13 protein-coding genes and 1 pseudogene are annotated in these 19,645 nt (G+C 56.1%); 3 read left to right on the top strand and 11 right to left on the bottom strand.

Translation table 11 applies throughout. The features are described from left to right. Positions 1 to 17: 17 nt before the first annotated feature. Positions 18 to 1,586 carry a sulfatase family protein gene (locus tag V6N02_RS18590; protein ID WP_371228063.1) on the bottom strand — a complete coding sequence of 523 codons (1,569 nt, stop codon included), beginning with the start codon at positions 1,584 to 1,586 and terminating at the stop codon, positions 18 to 20. Positions 1,587 to 1,687: 101 nt separating this feature from the next. On the opposite strand from V6N02_RS18590, the pseudogene V6N02_RS18585 reads away from it, so the two are divergent. Then, a pseudogene (locus V6N02_RS18585) lies at positions 1,688 to 1,891 on the top strand (helix-turn-helix domain-containing protein); the annotation flags it as partial. Between the two features lie 39 nt (positions 1,892 to 1,930). Next, a complete protein-coding gene (locus V6N02_RS18580) occupies positions 1,931 to 2,611 on the top strand; it encodes a LysR family transcriptional regulator substrate-binding protein (protein ID WP_371228193.1) in 681 nt (226 codons plus the stop codon). Positions 2,612 to 3,216: 605 nt separating this feature from the next. On the opposite strand, the gene V6N02_RS18575 is transcribed toward V6N02_RS18580, so the two are convergent. From V6N02_RS18575 to V6N02_RS18560, 4 genes are read right to left on the bottom strand one after another with little or no spacing between them, the layout of a single operon-like run. After that, positions 3,217 to 4,287, bottom strand: a complete 1,071-nt coding sequence (locus V6N02_RS18575; RefSeq protein WP_371228061.1) for a GlxA family transcriptional regulator — start codon at positions 4,285 to 4,287, stop codon at positions 3,217 to 3,219. 6 nt (positions 4,288 to 4,293) lie between these two features. Then, positions 4,294 to 6,069, bottom strand: coding sequence for a hydantoinase B/oxoprolinase family protein (locus tag V6N02_RS18570; protein ID WP_371228059.1), 1,776 nt, complete (start codon positions 6,067 to 6,069; stop codon positions 4,294 to 4,296). A gap of 14 nt (positions 6,070 to 6,083) precedes the next feature. Continuing rightward, on the bottom strand, positions 6,084 to 8,156 hold the full coding sequence (locus V6N02_RS18565; RefSeq protein ID WP_371228057.1) for a hydantoinase/oxoprolinase family protein: 2,073 nt from the start codon (positions 8,154 to 8,156) through the stop codon (positions 6,084 to 6,086). 54 nt (positions 8,157 to 8,210) lie between these two features. Beyond that, positions 8,211 to 8,930, bottom strand: a complete 720-nt coding sequence (locus tag V6N02_RS18560) for an isochorismatase family protein (RefSeq protein ID WP_371228055.1) — start codon at positions 8,928 to 8,930, stop codon at positions 8,211 to 8,213. 199 nt (positions 8,931 to 9,129) lie between these two features. Here V6N02_RS18560 and V6N02_RS18555 point away from each other — a divergent pair, with 199 nt between their 5' ends. Continuing rightward, positions 9,130 to 10,038, top strand: coding sequence for a LysR family transcriptional regulator (locus V6N02_RS18555; protein ID WP_371228053.1), 909 nt, complete (start codon positions 9,130 to 9,132; stop codon positions 10,036 to 10,038). Here the strand turns inward: V6N02_RS18555 and V6N02_RS18550 are convergent. From V6N02_RS18550 to V6N02_RS18525, 6 genes are all read right to left on the bottom strand, one after another. Beyond that, positions 10,035 to 11,141: an ABC transporter ATP-binding protein gene (locus V6N02_RS18550; protein ID WP_371228191.1), complete on the bottom strand. Its 1,107-nt coding sequence runs from the start codon at positions 11,139 to 11,141 to the stop codon at positions 10,035 to 10,037. The two genes, V6N02_RS18555 and V6N02_RS18550, sit on opposite strands and share 4 nt — an antisense overlap. Before the next feature lie 28 nt (positions 11,142 to 11,169). Further along, positions 11,170 to 11,994 carry an ABC transporter permease gene (locus V6N02_RS18545; protein ID WP_371228051.1) on the bottom strand — a complete coding sequence of 275 codons (825 nt, stop codon included), beginning with the start codon at positions 11,992 to 11,994 and terminating at the stop codon, positions 11,170 to 11,172. 10 nt (positions 11,995 to 12,004) lie between these two features. Next, entirely contained in the window at positions 12,005 to 12,859 is an 855-nt protein-coding gene (locus V6N02_RS18540; RefSeq protein ID WP_371228049.1) for an ABC transporter permease, read from the bottom strand. A gap of 89 nt (positions 12,860 to 12,948) precedes the next feature. Beyond that, positions 12,949 to 14,235 carry an ABC transporter substrate-binding protein gene (locus V6N02_RS18535; RefSeq protein WP_371228047.1) on the bottom strand — a complete coding sequence of 429 codons (1,287 nt, stop codon included), beginning with the start codon at positions 14,233 to 14,235 and terminating at the stop codon, positions 12,949 to 12,951. 731 nt (positions 14,236 to 14,966) lie between these two features. Next, positions 14,967 to 18,374 (bottom strand): indolepyruvate ferredoxin oxidoreductase family protein, encoded by a 3,408-nt coding sequence (locus V6N02_RS18530; protein ID WP_371228045.1) that lies wholly within the window; start codon positions 18,372 to 18,374, stop codon positions 14,967 to 14,969. A 19-nt stretch (positions 18,375 to 18,393) separates the two neighbouring features. Beyond that, positions 18,394 to 19,641: an aminomethyl transferase family protein gene (locus V6N02_RS18525; RefSeq protein ID WP_371228043.1), complete on the bottom strand. Its 1,248-nt coding sequence runs from the start codon at positions 19,639 to 19,641 to the stop codon at positions 18,394 to 18,396. Positions 19,642 to 19,645: the final 4 nt, after the last annotated feature.

The following is a 19,645-nucleotide window of genomic DNA, read 5'->3' as shown; positions in this document are numbered from 1 at the left end:
TCCCGGTTATTTTGATTTCAATAGGCGCCAAGAACACGGCCGCCGATCGGCGGCGCCGGTCCGAATTCTTCCCTGATCAATGCGGTCAGCGCGCCGATGTCTTGCTGGTAGTCCGGATCATCATACTTGTTGTCATGTTCGCCGGGGTCTGCGCGTCGATCGAAGTATTCGCCCCAGGACGCGTTCTTGTTTCGCGGATAAAGCGTCAGCCTCGCGTCATCCTGGATCACCGAGATGTTGTACAGCTTGTCCAGAACGCGCGGGAAATACTCCACAAACAGATGATCTCGGGTCGTCGCATCACTGCCATGCAAAATTGGCTTCAGCGACATGCCGTCACCGACGGTTTCGCCGCACAGCCCCATCAGATCAAGCAGGGTATTCTTGATGTCGAGATGGCTTGTCAGCCGGTTCAAACGCTTTCCCGGCTCTATGCCCGGCCCAGAAATGACAAAGGGGACGTGCAGAAGCTCGCGGTAGGCCATCGGCCCCTTGCGGATCAACCCGTGATCCCCCAGCAATTCGCCATGATCCGAGGTCATTATCACATAGGTATCGTCGGCCAGGCCCTGATCCTCGATCGCCTTGAGCACCCGGCCCACGCCATCGTCAATCATCTGCACCATCGCATGGGTATAGGCGATGATCTTGCGCAGACTGGTGTTGCTGAAGTCTGCCGTGCGCTGCCAGGAGCCTTGCTCCATGGTTCCGCCGCCACGGTTTAAAAAATCACTGTAGCTCAGCTTTTCTCCGTCGCTTTGTCCCCACTCCTCGTCGCGGATGTAGTCCGGCATGCGGTCAAGTTCCCCATCAACGACCCGGGGCATCGGCATGTCGCCGGGATCGAAATTGTCGCAATAAGGGGCCGGCGGCGCAAAGGGGTGGTGTGGATCGGGAAAGGACAGAAACAGAAAGAACGGATCGTCATCCTTGCGGTTTTCCAGAAATTGCACCGACCGGTCGGCAATCCATGAGTTGTAGTGCAGGTCGGCTGGAACAGCACAGCGCCAGACCTCGTCCATCTCGTCGGGTTCTTCGTCCAGACTGTTTTCCCGCAGATAAAGCGGCGCAATATCCGGGTGATTTTCGTTTAGCCATTTGGCGTAATGCCCACCGCGCACCGATGAGAACGACTCGCCAATGACCAGTTCGGTGCTGCGAAACCCGTAGAAAGGTCCGACCCAATCCTGTGTCTCAGGCAGATCCCAGAACGCATTCGATTCCGGCATGGCATAGGATGCATTGGCCAGAATGGGTTGAAAATGAAGCTTGCCGACAGCATGGGTGTTCACGCCCGCATCCATCATGACATGGGTGAACAGTTCCAGAGACGGCGACAGCGCCAGTCCGTTTCTGACCAGCCCGTGACGTCGCGGTTGCAGCCCCGAAAACAGACTGGCCCGACTGGGAGCGCAGATGGTGCAAGGCGCGTGATGGTTGTCCAGTGACAAGCCGCGTTCGGCGATACTGTCGATATTGGGCGTGCGGGCCACCGGGCTTCCGGTGCAGCCAAAACCATCGTAACGCAGCTGGTCGGCGCAGATCATCACGATATTCGGTCGTTTCCGATTTGTCTGACTGCTCATCTTATCCCCCTTTTAATGCGCCATAGGGGGCTATTTATCATGCTGTCATATTTAAACGAATTTAATAGTTGTAATGTATTTGGAAAATACTACTAATAATAATGCTTGATACATGCAGGTATGTGATGCCTCTGAACAGCCAACAGCTTGCGGGCTTTTATTTTGTTGTGAAACTCGGCAGCTTTTCCAAAGCTGCGCAGGCAATGCACCGCACCCAGGCAGCTGTCAGTCATCAGGTCAGAAAACTTGAGGAACAGATCGGTTGCAGTCTGATCATCCGCGGTGGACGGGGCCGGATTTCGACGACCGAGGCAGGCAGTCTGGTCTATGGCTTTGCAGACAGGATGCAGACAGAGGAATACAACCTGCTGCAACGTATCGCCGACCTCAGATCCACCCGCGAAAGCAGCCTAGTCATTGCCGCCACCGGCGATAGTTTTTCAAGTGTCCTTGCGGAACATATTGAACTGTTCTGCCTGCGTGAGACGAACATCAAAACACAGCTTCTCCAGGTGAACTTCGATCAGATGGTTGCCCTGGCACGCGAAGGCAAGGCGGATCTGTGCTTTGGGCGGATCAACGAATTGCCTGCGGATCTCTCCGGTATCCCGTGGCGCAGCCTTGATCATTACCTGATCGGTCCGCAGGATCACCCCATCTGGTCGGAGGCAAGACAGATCGAGCTTCGCGATCTGGCACGGTTTCCCCTGATCATTCCACCGGTTGCCGAATTTACGCGTACGACATCGGATCTTCATACCAAGCTGCGCGAACACGGATTGACGGCTGAGGTCGCTCTTGAATGCCCGAACGTGGAGCGCAGCATCGAATATGCCAGAAGACATATCGGCCTCTATTTTGCGCTCTGCACTCAAGAAATGCTTGGGGATATTCCTGACGGCATGGTCTGTCATCCGATCAACCATTTGTTTGAAAGCAGGGACTATGGCGCGTTTGTTGCCAGCACACGTCCGATAAGCCCCGGGGTGGCTCGGTTCCTAGATGAAATCGGTTTGCAATTCTAGTTTAACTACGGCTTATCCGGCGTCGTCTGGGTTTGCACAGAAACGCTGTTTTGAAGGAAAGTGTTTACAGCGACGCTCGGGGATACCCTTCGAAGTGCTTATTCAGCGGGGCCGTCCAAGACAAAGGGCTGTTCGAAACCGATCAACATCTCTGCCCCTCAATCAACAATCCGGAAAATACAATGCCGCCGAAATCCGGTTGTTGCAATCACAATTCCAATAATTTGGAATGTCCGGCGCTCTGATGGTCAATCTCGGAAGCAACAATCGGCAGTTTGAAATCCAAGGTTCACCATTGTACGCTATGACCGATCTGATGTCATGGCCCGCAACGCTGCGATGTGCCGGTTGCCGCTGCGAAGCATTTCTGCGCACGCACTAGCCGCACCTGCAAAAGGCAATTTTGTCCCGCCTTCAAGACCTTCGGTTGCCTTGCAGCTAAGGTCTGGAGCGAGCCCTAGTCGACCGATGCTGCGTTGCAATCAAATTTGTAGTTTGTGTGGAAACCGGCCTTTGGGACTAAGCCGAAATCCGGTAGAAATCGGACGTCAGAGTGCCGGTTTTTTCGTCGCGCCACCGCATTTCCGCGACCCACAGACTTAGGGCTAACGACCTTCCAACGCAGAACTTGGGCGCCTGTCGCCGTGATTTCTGAAGGCTGACGGTGACACGCCAAACCGCATTTTGTAGTGTTTGGAAAACCCTGAGTTCGACTTAAAACCGCAAGCAACGGCCACTTCTAGTACCGTCATGTCAGTTTCTGCGAACATACTGCGCGCCCTATCCAGCCGAATGTTGCGATAGACGGTCAGGGGAGTTTCACCAAACACCTGCCTGAACTGCCGTTCGATCTGGCGGCGCGAATAGCCTGCATTCTGAGCCAGAAGGTCTAAGGGCCGCGGGTCTTCGATTGTCTCATGCATCTCGCGGACAACCTGAACAACATTGGGATTTCTGGTGCTGATCGCTGTCGCTAATGACGAACGTTGTTCCGGCCGAGAATCTAGCCCGACCCCACGAAGGCACACGTCAGACACGGCAATCGCGAACTCCTCGCCGAAATCACGGGCTATCACCCACAACATCATATCGGTTGCCGCAGCTCCTCCTCCACACGTCAGCATTCCGCCTTCGGTTTCAAACCGACGCGATGTCGGCATCAGGTCGGGGAACGTCTCGATAAATGCCGGTTGGTTTTCCCAATGAAGGGTGAACGTGCGATCACGCAGTAGCCCAGCACGCGCCAAGGTCATGGCACCGGTGCAAATACCACCATAAGTGCCCCCCATCCTGCTGTGACGCCGCAGTGACGCCAACGTCTTCTCGGATGCAGCCACACTACCCAGATTGCCCGAACAGATCAGTACCTGTGCGGTACGGTCCGGTTCGGAGAGGCGTTGGTCGGCACCAACAAGTATTCCCGAGGAAGATCTGACCGGGCCACCGCCCTCCGACAAAACCTGCCACTGGTAGAGTGGCTTTTGTGCAAGTTGGTTGGCAATTCGAAGTGGATCAATTGCGGAACTGAATGCAAGCAAGGTAAATTCTGGCAATAGCAGAAACGCAAAGTGACGCGTTTTCTCGAACCGCTCTACCGGAAAAAAGAAAGCACCGGCCGGAACAATTGAATCGCTCTGGCAGGCGCTTTCAGTCGGGGAGCACGTCGTGGTTACCATGACGTGTCAATTCGCAGCGTCCATACGCTCTCTGCGGATAGTTGTGGCGCTCAGATCAACGGTCTCGGCGTCAAGATCGAGCACCACACCATAGACATCATGCGCCTGTTCAGCAGAACAGAACCCATCCAGGACATCATCCAGTACTTTTTGCGGGTCACGTTCCAGCGGGCTGCCGAAGCCGCCGCCACAGGGGCTGTAATAGGCCATGACATCATCTTTCCTGACCTCGAGCCCGTGAAACTTGGAATGCATCTCGCGGGCGGGTTCGTTGGACGAGACATTGTAGATCTCGCACTTGCCAGCGGCGCCTTCCTTGCCACCGAAAATACCCCAAGGCACATTCGTGTGACGTTCGCTTTCATGGGTGATGATGCCATCTGTCAGGATGCGCTGGCTTTTGACGACGCCGATACCGCCGCGATACTTGCCCGCTCCGGGTTGTACGTCATCGCGCAGCTCGTAGCGTTCACAGATCATCGGGATGTGCATCGCCAGATCTTCCAGCGGGTTATTGCGTGTATTGGCCATCAGGTTGTCGATACTGTCAGGCCCGTCCGAATTGGGCCGCCCGCCGTAGGCGCCTTCGTTGACCTCCAGGAACACCCAGTATTCGCCATTGGGGCGTACGCCCGCATAAGACGCAAATGAGATGGATGCCGAAGAGCCCGCGATGATCTCGTCCGGCAGGACCGGCGCCATGGCCTTCATGATCAGGTCAATCATCATGTTACACTGGGTAAACCGCGCCTCGGCCGAGGTTGGGGCCTCGGGATTGAAGATCGAACCCTTGGGAGCTATGACCTCGATCGGACGGAAAGAGCCCTGGTTGGACGGCACCCGTGTGTCACTGGTCGCGGTGTCGAGCAGCAGCTTGCGGAACGCCGCAAAAGCCGCCACTTTGGTCGACCCTTCAAAGGGCACGTTATAGGCCGTGGGCGTTTGCGGCGATGACCCGGTCAGATCAACCTCGACCCGGTCACCGATCACCCGAACACAGACCTTGACCGGCAGGGTTTGTCCGCGGTTGCGGCCATCGTCATCCAACCAGCCTTCGGCACGGTATTCACCATCCGGGATGTCCGCGATCCGCTGGCGAAGCATCTTCTCGGAATAATCCATCAACTGGTTGCAGGCGCCAAACACAAGGTCTTTGCCATACCGGTCCAGAAGTTCCCTGAACCGTTTCACCCCCAGCCGGGCCGAGGCGATCTGCGCTTCGATATCATCGACAAGTTGCCGCGCTGCGCGGCTGTTGTTGTTGATGAAGTTCCACATCGTGTCGTTGCGCTTGCCCTTGCGATACAGCTTGGTTCCGGCAAACAACATGCCCTCGGCATAGACATCCGGCACATCGATGATCAGGCCCGGCGTCGCCGCGCCAATATCAATGTGGTGCGCCGTATTGCCGGAATATCCGACCAGTTCACCCTGATAGAAAATCGGAATGACGATGGCGAGGTCGGGCGTATGGGATGCGCCGTGATAGGGATGGTTATGGACCACCACGTCGCCTTCATACCACTCGCCGTCATCCAGCGTGTCCTGAATACCGCCCAGGTAGCCGGGGATCGAACCGATATGCATCGGCGTGGATTCGGATTCGCACAGCGTGTTGAACTCCGTATCAAACAAACCTGCGCCCAGATCCTCGGATTCCCGAATGATCGAAGAGAATGACATCCGAAACAGCACATGCGCCATTTCTTCGGCAATGGTTTCGATGGAACCCCGGATCACCTGTAGGGTGATGGGATCAATTTTCTTGTCTTCTTTGGCCATTGATCTGTCCTCCCTTAGGCTTTCGTGAGCCGCATGCTGCCATATTCCAGAACCTTGGCTGTGTAGCCGGGCGGCAGCAGTGTGGTGGAATTGTGCTGAATGATGATTGCCGGTCCGTTGACCGTTGTTCCGGCCCCCAACCTGCCACGATCCAGACGCGGGGTCATATGGGTAGACCCATCGTCGAACACGGTTTCGCGTTCATACATGAAGGCGTTTTCGACGTCATCCGAGCCTCCTTTGAACAGGGGACTTAGTTCCAGACGGCGCACATCGGCCGTCGCAATAACCCGGACCGTGTAAAGCTCGACCAGCGAGTCGTCGAAGGAATAGCCATAATCAGCCATGTGCTGCTTATGGAAGGCGTCAATCACCGCCGCCTTGTTGTCGGCCGTCAACCCGCCTTTGGGTATTGGAATGCGCAGCTCGAAACCTTGTCCGTGGTAACGGATCTCGGCGATAACCTCGAATACCTGATCGGCCTCATCAATGTCATCTCCGTCGAGCAGTTCCTTGCCCATGGCTTTGAGTTCTTCGGCGACCGCGTTCACCTTTTCGATGCTCGCCTGATCGGCACTATAGAGATTGGTAATGACCGACCGTGTGTGCTCGTATTGCAGGTCGGTGCCCAACAGGCCCATCGCCGCCGTTATACCGGGCGCCAGCGGCACCAACACGTCGCGAGCGGAGACAAGCTCGGCCAGGGCCGTGCCATGGAAGGGGCCCGCGCCACCGAATGGCATCAGCGAGAAATCGCGTGGATCATAGCCTCTGGCAACGGAATTCGAGCGGATGGTCAGCGACATGTTATTGTTCATGATCCTGATGATACCAAGCGCGGCGTCGATCACCGAGAGTCCCAGCGGATCAGCGATATGTTCCTTGATCGCCTTGTGGGACAATTTCGGATCCAACGGCAGGTCGCCGCCCAGGAATTTGTCTGCGTCCATCCGGCCCAGGACCACCTGAGCATCGGTCACCGTCGGTTCTGTGCCACCGCGGTTGTAACAGGCCGGTCCCGGTTCGGACCCGGCAGACCGTGGCCCGACATTAAAGCCTCCTGCCGCGTCGAGATAGGCAATTGAGCCACCCCCGGCGCCGATGGTTTCAAGGTCAATCATCGGTGCCATCACCGCATGGCCTGACACCACTGTATCGCGTGGGTTCTTGATGCGAATCTGGCCGTTGGCAATGGTCGAGATGTCTGCCGAAGTCCCGCCAATATCGACCGTCAGGATGTTGTCGGTTCCAGCCAGTCGTGCCTCGGAAAGCGCTCCGATCACTCCGCCAGCAGGGCCGGACATAAGAATGCCAACCGGTTTTTTGGCGCAGCCTTCGATGGTGGAGATTCCTCCATTCGACTGGATGACCCGAAGTTTGGCCGGAATACCCGCACCCTTCACTTTGGCTTCCAGATTGCGCAGATACATCGAAGACTGTGGTCCGACAAAGGCGTTCATCGCAACGGTCGAGAACCGTTCGTACTCGCGGATCACATTGGCGACCTCGGAAGAGATCGAAATATATACGCCGGGCATTTCTTCAAGCACGATGTCGCGGGTACGCTTTTCATGGCTGTCGTTGAGGAAGGAAAACATGAACCCGATAGCGACGGAGTTGATGCCGCGTTTTTTGAAGGTGGCGCAGGCGGCCCGGACTTCATCTTCGTTGAGCGGCACCTCTACTTCGCCGGTGGGCGGGCGAATACGCTCTGTCACCGCGAACCGATTGCGACGCCTAGCCAGAGGATGGCTCTGCCATGGCACGTCGAAATGCAGCGAGAAATTATGTGGTCGCTTGTGACGACCGATATGCAGGATGTCGCGGAAACCTTTGGAGGTAATGAAACCGACTTCAGCACCGTTGTGTTCGATGGTGATGTTGGTGGCCACGGTAGTACCGTGGCTGATCACTTCGATATCCTGCTTGTCGATACCGGCCATCTCACATATTTGTTCAACTCCCTGAACCGTCGCGATGGATTGGTCCGACGTCGTACTGGGCACTTTGTGAAAAAAGGTCCCCTTGTCGCATTCCAGAACCAAATCGGTGTTGGTTCCCCCCACATCAACGCCTATACGCGCCATTCCATGTCTCCCAATCTTTATAGTGGCAGGCGGCTTCAACCGCCTGCATCTTGATCAGCTGTCGTCGTTCGCACGATTGACGGTGTTCAGGTAGTCGACACAAGTGTCGACCGTTTCAACATCGCCGAACTTGGCGTCGATATCGAAAAGATTCCATGCAACGGCCCCCGGTACACGGTCACCAATGGCCTCTTTTACCGCGATAGTGCGGAACCCGTCTGCAATCCCGTCACAAATGGTCTGGCGCACACAGGCACAGGCCGTCACGCCGGTTACCAGGATCGTATCCACCCCGTTGGCGCGCAGAATTCCCGCCAGTTCTGTACCGTGGAACGAACTCGCGCGCTTTTTCAGCAGCGTATATTCGCCATCGATCGGGGCAATACGACTGTCGATGGCCCAGAGGTCTTTGTCGGCAAGATCAACCACATCGATCGGAATTTTGTCATGCCACAGCCCCATGTCGGTGAACTCTGCATTGCGGTCGGTGATTTCATAGGCCGTAGTCACATGGATCACCGGATGACCATTGGCCCGGCAAGCCTCCAATAGACGCTGCATTCCCGGAATGATCTTGTTGTCCATCTTCTCCTGATCACAGGTGAACGGATTGCCTGGACGCGTCCAGGCATTGGCTAGATCGACGCTCACCAGTGCAGGTTTCTGACCGAAACCCACGCGCCTTTGGAATCCGCGTTCCTTATATAGTTCGCTTGCCACGTCGAATGCCTGTTGCAGCATTTGATCCAGTTCTTTGACATCTACGTCGCTCATGTTCGGTCCTCATTTTTCGACCTTCCAAAGGTCAAGTGTCGGTTTCAAAACAAGCGGCTGCTTTGTGCACCCTCGTCCTAGTGAACCCAAGTTGAGCGCAGGAAACAAATGTTGTATCCCCCAGTATTAATGCCGGTTTTGCATTTATCGCCAACTCTAAGTAAAATAAGGTGTATTAAGAAGAAATCCGGAGTTCAGAATGGCCGTTCAACCAAATTCCAGGGATATTGAGGCATTCAATGTCGTGGCGGTGGAACTCAGCTTTCGACGCGCTGCCGAAAGGCTGGCAATCGACCAGAGCGCTCTGAGCCGCCGAATCCGCCAACTCGAAGATCTTCTGGGCTATCAGCTGATCCGCCGCACCACGCGGGAAGTATCGCTAACCGCTGCCGGAGAGATCTTTCATGAACGCACCAGGCTGATGAGTAACGAGATCCAGGCTGCGGTTCAGGCCGCTCGGATTGCGGCAGAAGGCAAAGCCGGATCGCTCAGAATCGGCTATATGTCATTCGCGGCGATGGAGATCATGCCGCAGATCGTGCGCGAATTCACGCGCCGCTATCCCGATATCGAGCTTGAGTTGCAGTATATCCGTACGCAGGGGCAAAAGATCGAATTGTCGCGCAACAAGCTCGACGCCGGTTTCATGCTGGGTCCGTTTTCACATCCACAGTTTGAAACCCGGCAAATGATGTCGGAACCTCCGGTCGCCATTTTGTCAACCAACCACCGTCTGGCCACGAGGCCATCAGTGACCCTGGCTGAGATCGCGAATTACCCGATGGTTCTGGGCAACATGGCCGAATGGGATTTCTTTCGCCTTTTTGTAAATGACATGTTCTCGCGAGACGGCCATTCGATCTCGGTCAGATACGAGGCATCGAACGCGCTCGGCATTCTCGGCCTGGTATCTGCCGGGTTGGGCGTTTCAATTTATTCCCAGGGGATCGCCCGGTTCCAACCCAGAACCATCATGACCAAGCCGATCAGCGATTGCGATGCAAGAATATCGACCCTGCTGGCCTGGAACCGCGCCTACAAAACGCCCGCACTGACGAATTTCGTGGCTGTCGCAGAAGAACTGTTTCCTGACGGGAATACAGCTTAATCTCCGCTGGAATTGTTGCTGCCCAGCAGATGGCAAACATTTTCCGTTGACCATTCTGAAATGACCGCGTCACCCACTGTCAACGGATTTTCGAAGTATTCACGATCATCCATGTAGACGATGAATTCATCGTCTTGGTGCGAGTCTAGTCCAACTTTGACGAAGGTGCCCTGGTATTCCACATTGACGACCTCGCCGCGCAACGTGTTCAAATCCTGCTCGGCTTTTTTGACGACTCGGATCTTGTCACGGCGTACGGAAAATCGAACCTGATCGCCAATCGAAACGTCTGCTTTCGCCGGCAGATCAAAGCGATCGCCACCTTCAACCTCGGCCACGATATGGCCATTGGCATTTCCTGAGACTGTCCCTGTCACCACGTTCTGCCCACCCATGAAACGGGCGATATAGGGGCTGTATGGCTGGTCATAGATGACTCGAGGATGATCGGCCTGCTCGATGATGCCGTGGTCCATGACAATCACCTTGTCGGCCAGTGCAATTGCCTCTGGTTGCGTGTGCGTGACATGGATGAAGGTAATGTCCAGATCATCCTGAAGACGTTTCAACTCGACCCGCATTTTCAAGCGCAAGAATTCGTCCAGTGCCGAAAGAGGTTCATCCAGCAACAACACACTGGGATTGGTGATCAGCGCCCGGGCAAGTGCTACCCGCTGTTTTTGGCCACCCGAAAGTTCTGACGGCATTCTCTCGGCAAGTTGGGCAAGTTGAACCCGCTCCAGCATCTCCAATGCTCTTTCACGACGCTTGGCCTTGGCTACGCCGTGGATTTTCAGGCTGAAGGCGACATTGTCCGTCAGGTTCAGGTGTGGAAACAACGCGTAGTCCTGAAACATCAACGCTGTGCCGCGCTCTCCGGTCCGCATCGATGTCACGTCGCTGCCACCAATCATGATACGCCCGGATGTGGGTGTTTCATGCCCCGCGATCATTCTAAGAAGCGTGGACTTCCCACATCCCGATGGGCCAATCATGCAGCAATAGCTACCGCCTTCGATGACCTGATCAACCGCATCGACCGCTTTGATCGCGCCGAAGGATTTGGTGACTTTTTCAAGTACGATTTCGCCTTGTTTGCTCATTTCTTCCGTTCCTTGATCCGTTGCCCAATCACTTACCGTGACGGCGCTGTGTTGCTGCGATACCTGTAAAGGCCAGAACAATGACAAGCAGGCTCAGCGCCGTTGTCAGGGTGCCGATGGCATAAAGTGCCGGTGTGGTGACATTCGACGTCAGTGTCGCAATGTGGATTGGCAATGTGTTTTTCGTACCTACTGCGAGCAGCGAGCGCGGGAATTCATCGTAGGATAGGGTAAGTCCAAACAAGGCCACCGCGATCATCCCCGGATAGAGGATCGGCAGGGTGACATGGCGCAAAACGCCCAGTGGTGTTGCTCCTGCATCGCGGGCCGCTTCTTCCCAGGTTCCGTCGAACCGGTTGAGCACCGCGAACATAATCAGCAGACCAAATGGCAACGTCCAGCTCAGATGTGCACCCAGCCCCGAGATGAGCCAGTGTGGCCGGATGCCCATGGTTTGAAACATCTGACCGATGCCGAGACTGACCAGAATGCCGGGCATCACCAGCGAGATGATCGCCAGGTAAAACACCGGTCCGGAGCCGAGGAACCGGCGCCGGAACGCGAGGCCTGCGAAAAACGACACGACGACGGTGATCAACATTGCCACCAGTCCCAGTGCGATCGAACGCTTGAACGAGCCGGCCAGATCTCCATAGCGAGACGATGCAAAAAGGTCGCCGAACCAATGGGTCGATACGCCCCGCAACGGGAAGGTCATGCCCCCGGTTTCACCCTGAAACGAAAGGATGAAGATCGCGATCATCGGCCCATAGAGAAACAGGATGAACAAGACAAAAAAGGCGGTCAGCAGGTAAAAGGCGATCCCACGCCCAGATTTTTCGTTGTTTGCCATTGTTCCTCGCCTATTTTGCCAGCTCGGCACGCACATCCACGACGCGCAGGATTGCCGAAACCATGAATACAACCACCGCGATCAGCAGCACCGCCATGGCAGCCGCCTGCGGATAGAACAGCTGATCGATATTGTTTTTCATCGCGGACACGACTGATGTGCTCTGCCCACCACTCATCACCCGGACTATGAAGAAGTCACCCATCACCAGGGTCACGACAAAGATCGTACCGAGCGCGATACCGGTTCGGGTCAGCGGGATGATGACATTCCACAGGATCTGGGCATTGCTGGCGCCGGTGTCCTGGGCAGCTTCGATCACGTTCGGATTGATCTTCACCATCGCATTGAAGATCGGCACGATCATGAACAGCGTGAACAGGTTGACGTAGGTCAGCACGACCGCAAAATCGGAAAACAACAGAAACTCAAGCGGTTGATCAATCACGCCGGCGGACATCAACGCCGTGTTGAAAATACCTTCGCGGCCCAGAAACGGGATCCATGAAATCATCCGGATGACCGTCGATGTCCAGAACGGGATGGTGCAAAGCAGGAAAAGCGCGATCTGCACCTTCAAGTTTTTCACAAAGAAAACAAGGTAATAGGAAACCGTAAACCCGATCACAAGCGCGATTGCCCATGTCAGGGCGGCATAACGGATCGTATTGAGAAAGATTTTCCAGGTCACCCAGGACGAGAAAACTTTGGCATAATTCTCAAAGGTGAAATCCGGATAATATTCAAGCCCGTCAAAGGTCCAGAAACTCAGCGATATGACGGTGGCAAGGGGGATACCGACAAAGGCGATCAGGATGGCTGCCATAGGCAACACCTGTAGCCATGAAATTAGGTTCTTGTTCATTGGCATCGCCACCCAAGTATTTCGTTCAGTCCAGATCGTCCGGGCACGGCAGTTATCCGTGCCCGGCGCGTTTTCCTAAGGTCTTTTGCTTAGGAGGCGACGAATTCGTTCCAGCGTTCGACCAGGTACTGACCTTCATCCATCAGCGTGTTCCAAGCGGTGATGCCACCGACACGTTGCTCGAACGAACCGCCGTCACGTACCCGACCGGGCTGTTCCATTGTGCCACCGAACGGATCCTTGATTTCTGTCGCGGCCGGTTTGCCGTTATACCAGTAGTCCCACTCGTCAGCGCCAAGCGACGCCTTGGTGGTTTCCGGCACCGATCCGTAGTAGCCCTGCCGCGCCACAAAGGCGCCATAGGGGCCGGACAGCATCCAGTTCAGGTATTCATAGGCCGCGTCCCGCTTGAGGCCATCCAGATGGCTCATCAGGCCAAGCCCATTGCCCCAACCGCGATAGCCTTCACCCAGGCCGCGATATTCGCAGTCAACCCCGCGCGAGCGTACCGCCGTTACGGCAGGCGACCACATCGACTGGATCACCACCTCGCCCGCCGCCATGAAGTTCACTGATTCATCGAAGGATGACCAGAAGGCGCGGAAATGTCCGGCTTTTTTCAGCTCGATCAGGATCGCGATGGTCTTGTCGATCTCTTCGCGGGTCATGTTCCCCTTGTCGCCGTAGGTGATGTCGCCGCGCGCCTCGATGGCCATGGCCGCGTCCATGATGCCGATCTGGGGCACGTTGATCAGCGCCGTCTTCCCGGCGAATTCGGGATTCAGCAGCTCGGCCCAGCTGTTGACATCGCGACCGATCAGGTCCGGACGGATGCCCAGCGTATCAGCGTTGTAAATTGTCGGAATGATCGAAGCCTGATCCGTGGCGATATTGGCCAGCCCACCGTCGCTGTTGACGTATTGCACTTCGAAGGGCAGCGTGCCCTGTGTCGACATGGGCGACCCGTCAAAATTCTTGCCATCCCGGAAGATCGGGATGATCTTGTCCCAGTTGTTGATCCTGCTGATGTCCAGCGCCTGCATGTTGCCCCGGCGCCAGACGCGCTGGGTGGCCCAGAATTCCAGGTCGGCAATGTCCAGCGTGTCAGGTTGGTTGACGACACGGGCCATGATTCCGTCGGTCCAGGCGTGTTGCATCTCAACCTTGAAGCCAAGATCGGCCGAGGCCTGCTCAACCATGTCCGGGAACACCGAATAAGAAGGGCCCAAGTGCAACAGGGTGACGTCTTTGATTTCCTGGGCCCAGATCATCGGGGCACCCAACACGCTGCCGGCACCGGCCAATGCCGTGCTCGCGCCGAGTTGCTTCAGCGCACTCCGGCGGGAAATATTGGTTGATTTATTCGATTTGTGCATTTGTCTCTCCGCTGTTGAATACCAAGGCTTACCCAAGGCCGTTCTCCACCTGTAGTTTCACATCCGTTCACGACGGGCCTGGAACGCTGTGCCTTTGGTTATTGTCCACCCAAAATCGGCGACTCGTTGCCCGAACTTATTTTCTGTTTCCAAGCATAAGTTCGCCGGCTGACGGATTGAGAGCGCTAGTTTGGCAATTATTAATGCGATTTTCACAATAGTAGAGTGCTGCCGGCTTTCGCACACAGAAACCAAAGGCGAATTGCGTAAATCTTGTTCACCTGAAGAACAAAGTCTCCAATTTGGGTGATCTACAGTCGCTGCCAGTTACGGTTACTTAGCCACCAGGCCCATGAGAGTCCTCTTGGGACACATCCGGGCACTCGCCCAACTCTAGTCTTTTCTTTACTAAGCGCTGGCAATGCGCAAAAACCAGCCGTTCGTCTCGCGGCATTGGGCGGCGGCAAAGTCCGCTGATCCGCCAAACGCGCCAACAATCCAATGTCCGCTTCGGACTGGCAGCGGTCATCTGATCAAAACTTTCGGATGTCGGCAGAGGAGCCCTGACTGTGAATTTGATTGTCCCGCTGCGCGCGCTCGCAGCACAAATTTTGCTGCACAGGCAAAAATGTCGCGTTGCTTAGCAGCGTGAACTGCGGCCGTTCATGCAATGTGCAGAAATTCTGACACCATGAATTGAAAGTGGTAGAAGTATAATCGAAACAACACCCTTAAGTTTGGCTGCCCCGGGCGGTCAGCAAGCCCATTCTTTCCAACAATTGAGCCTTTTGCTTGGAAGCATGGCCCGCATTCCTTTGTTTGACATGCCCAAAACCTCTGATCGTTTCAGGAAGCCGCGCCAGCGCGATCGCGTCTGAGATCGTTTCTACGGACAAAATTGGCATAACCTGTTCAATGTCTTGCTCAAATTCACGGATCAAGCGGCGTTCGTGCCTTCGCTCAGCGGTATAACCAAAGATGTCGAACGGGGTACCGCGTAACCGTTTCATCCGTGCAAGCAGCCGGAAAACATGACGGACCCAAGGTCCGAACTCGGACTTCATCGGACGTCCGTCCTTGCCCGTTCGGCTGAGCAGGGGAGGCGCAAGATGGAATGTCAGGCGCTTTACAGACGAGGCATTTTCGTCAAACAGGGTGTTGAGTTCTTGCATATGAAGGCGTGCGACCTCGTATTCGTCCTTGTAGCTTAGAAGCTTCCAATATCCATCGGCCACGGCCTCAGTAAAACCGGTGAGGCCTTGGGATGTCTCGGCTTGGCGGGCCCGCGCGACCATGTTGAGAAATCGGGCTTTGAGGCTAGGATCCTGATAACCGACCAGAAAATCGGCTAGCCGATCAATCCGTTGCTGTGCGGTTTCAGGTGTCGGCTCAGGCGCGACAACGGCTTCGGAAGTTTGTAGGTAACACCAGCGTCCGGTCTCAAAGGCCCTCAGATTGCCTTCTACGCTAGCACCGTTCAACTCGATTGCACGGCGTATCGCGGCACGACCAAGGGGCACCTGTCCTGCCTGCCATGCGGCCCCCAGCAAAAGAACGTTGCTGTACATAGTGTCGCCCAAGTGATCACGCGCAACAGAGGAGGCATCAAACAGTGTGACGGCATCAGCACCGACGCGCTCTTTGATCCGCTGGCTCAATTCCTGCCCCGGCATCTGAAAACCGGGATCAAGGGTGAATTGTCCGGTCATCGCGGTGGCTGCGTTGGCAATGATCCGGGTCCGGCCCAGTTCCATGAGACTGAGGGCTTTGCCCCCCGCTGCTACGACAAGGTCGCCTGCGATCACCGCGTCCGCCTCCCCCGTTGCCAGCCGGGTCGCCTTGATGTCGGCTGGGTTGGGCGCGATCCGGCAATGTATCGACACGGCGCCGCCTTTCTGGGCAAGACCAGCCATCTGCAATTCGGCAGCGCCTTTGCCCTCCAGATGTGCAGCCATCGTCATCAGCGCGCCAATCGTAACAACGCCGGTGCCACCGATACCGGTGATCAGCATATTCCAGACCCGGTCAAGTTCGGGCAATTCTGGCTCTGGAAGGTCTGGGATATCCGCGAAATTCGCGACGCTTGCCTTGGGGTTTACACCCGACACAGTTACAAAACTGGGGCAGAACCCTTTCAGACAGGAAAAGTCCTTGTTGCAAGCCGATTGGTCAATTTGCCGCTTGCGCCCAAAGGGCGTCTCCAGCGGCAGGATCGCCACGCAATTCGATGCCTGCCCGCAGTCGCCGCAGCCTTCGCAGACAGCGGGGTTGATAAAAACCCTTTTGTCCGGGTTCGGAAATTTCCCACGCTTGCGTCGGCGGCGTTTCTCCGCAGCACAGGTCTGGACATAGATGATGGCGCTCACGCCCTCGGTACGTTGCAAGTCCTCCTGCACTGCCTGCAGCTTGCTGCGGGGCTGCGATTTAACCTGGCTTGGCAATGCGGGTGTTTGTTCCTTTTCATCGACCACCGCCACAACCTTGCGCACGCCGAAGGCCAGCAACTCTGCCGCAATCTGATAAGGGGTCATGGACCCTTCATGCGTTTGCCCGCCGGTCATTGCCACGGCGTCATTGTAGAGGATTTTGTAAGTGATGTTGGTTCCGGCATAGACAGCCGCCCGGATCGCCTGATTGCCAGAGTGATTGTAGGTGCCGTCGCCCATGTTCTGAAAGACATGCGTGCGTTTTGAAAATAACGCCTCTCCGATCCAGTTGGCCCCTTCGCCACCCATATGGGTGTAGCCGCTGGTTTCCCGATCCATCCACTGCGCCATGTAGTGACACCCGATCCCCGCATAGGCGCGTGCGCCATCCGGCAAACGGGTTGAAGTGCTGTGTGGGCAGCCTGCGCAAAACCAGGGTTTGCGGTCGGTCAGGTCTGGGGCCATGCTTGCCTGCATCAAACTGCAAAGCCGCTTCGAGTGGCCCTCTAACTGGCTGGTGTCGGTGCCGATCTGATCAAGCGCCTGCACGAGGCCAAGCGCGATGCTTGCCGGATCAAGATCAAGGACAGAGCGGAACAGCGGCGCCCCCTCTGGATCACGGCTGCCCAGCACGCGCATCCCGGCAGGTACGATTTCCCTGACCTGAGGTTCCAGAACCGGGCGCTTTTCCTCGACGACGATCACATCATCCAGCCCAGCGGCCCAATCGCCAAAGGCGACCGGATCCAGCGGCCAGACCATCCCGACCTTGTAGGTCGTGATCTCCATCTGGTGCAAAGCATCATCGTCAAGCCCCAGAAGATCAAAGGCATGGGCAAGGTCCAGCCAGCTTTTACCGGACGACACGATGCCGATCCGTGCGCGTTTGCTGCCGTGCATACGCCGATCCAACCCGTTGGCGCGTGCGTAAGCCTGCGCCGCTGGTATCTTTTGCAGATGCAACCGCGCCTCTTGTTCCTGAGGCGTATCGCCAAGGCGGATGTTACAGGCCTGTGCAAGATCGCCATCTGGAATACGTGTCTCAACGCGAAAGGGATCGCCATCGACAACGGCCGTCGCTTCGATCGTATCCTTGACCGACTTCAGGCCGACCCAACAGCCGCTATACCTGCTCAGAGCCCAGCCGTGGATGCTGTAATCCAGAAGTTCCTGCAAACCCGCCGGGGACAAGATGGGGATCATCGCGTCAATCAGCGCCAGTTCGGACTGGTGGCAGGTGGTCGAGCTTTCGCAGGTGTGGTCATCACCTGCGGCGACCAGAACCCCGCCCAAAGGCGACGTTCCTGTAAGATTTGCATGACGTAAGACATCACCCGACCGGTCCACACCCGGTCCTTTGCCGTACCACAGGCCAAAGACACCGTCATACTTGCCCTCTCCCCGAAGCTCCGCCTGTTGCGCACCCCAATGTGCGGTGGCCGCAAGGTCTTCGTTCAGGCCGGCCTGAAATCGGATTTGCGCCGGGTCCAGAAGAGCGCGCGCCTTTTCGAAGGCCGCGTCTACTGTCCCCAGAGGAGATCCCCGGTAACCAGAGACATAACCTGCAGTGTTCCGGCCCGCTGCCGCATCGCGTGCGCGCTGCATCAGTGCGACCCGCACCAGCGCCTGCGTGCCTGACAGTAGCACGTTGGGTTTGCTCAGGTCGAAGCGGTCGGCGAGAGATACCTCTCGCAGAGTCTCGTTAGAAGGCATTCTGCTTAACCTTTGGGATTCAGGCAGTTTTGACAGTGTCGGTGCGCACAGTAATCCCCGGCCAAGGATCCGGGCCGGTCGGGATCGTCGTATTGATTCCGCGCACTATTTCGCCTTTCGGATCATACATCGGCAGGGTGCAAAGCTCTGCCCGGTGTTTAGTGCTATCGGTGCAATCGACCTCAACGATGCTACCGGGGCCAAACTTATCGCTGTCTAGATGGACGATTCCAATGCCGCATACCTGGTAGGGCGACCATGTGCTGGATGTGACCCGACCAATGATCTGACCGTTCTGATGGAGTGTTTGACCACGCAAGGCCGTGCCGCCCTCAACACGCATTCCCCAACTACGGCAGGTCTTATCTGCGGCCATCAAGGCTTCGCGCCCAATGAAGTCGCCAGAGTCGAAGTCAATGAACTTGCCCAGACCAACTGCAAAAGGCGTGGTGTGGCGATTGAAATCCTGTCCGGCCGACAGCAACCCGGTCTCAATGCGGCGGCCACGGAACCCCGGTGTCGCGGTCAGCACCATGCCCATCTTTGCGCCTTCGTCCAAAATCAGATCGCCCAGCATTTCGATATCATTTTCCGGGCGGAAATAGATTTCCCAACCCAGTTCGTTGGTGAACCCCGTTCGGCTGATGATGACCTTTTGGCCTGCCATGCTGACCTCGGCCCAATCGAAATAGCGCCATGGGTCTGGCATTGGGCCGTCCAGCAAATGTTGGAGCAGTTTCATCGAATGCGGCCCTTGGATCTGACTGACCCAGACATCGGGATCACTGATCGTGACATCCAACCCTTCGGAATGGGCCATGTACCAGGAAAACAGATCGCCGTCAGCCTGGGCAAACCAATACCGGTCATCGGCTACCCGCAAAAGCAGGCCATCGGTGATCATGCCACCATCGTGATAACAGGCGAATTGGTAAGAACAGCGCCCAGTCTTTACCTTGGATACGTCTCGGGGAAAGATCTTTTGCAACAGCGCTAGTGCATCCGGGCCTGCGATTTCGAAGGGGTGTTCCCCGGTGTGCCGCAGGATGATTTTCTGACGTGCGGCCCAATACATCTCGTCCGGAGTTGCGTTGGTCATCTTTTCAGGCGTCAACCGCCCGGCATAAAGCGAATACTCAGGCTCATAGGGCAATTCCTGATAGGTCAGGGGATGCACGGCCATGGTGCGGGCCAGTTCGACAGGGCGATTTCCCTCGACCGGAAAAGGTTTAACCGAAAAGCGCAGTTGTTTAAGCTCTGGATGCATGAGT

The sequence above is a fragment of the Roseovarius conchicola genome, assembly GCF_041403425.1.
Taxonomy (GTDB): domain Bacteria; phylum Pseudomonadota; class Alphaproteobacteria; order Rhodobacterales; family Rhodobacteraceae; genus Roseovarius; species Roseovarius conchicola.
The sequence above is the reverse complement of the archived record's forward strand: the minus strand, read 5'-3'. Positions and strand labels throughout refer to the sequence as shown.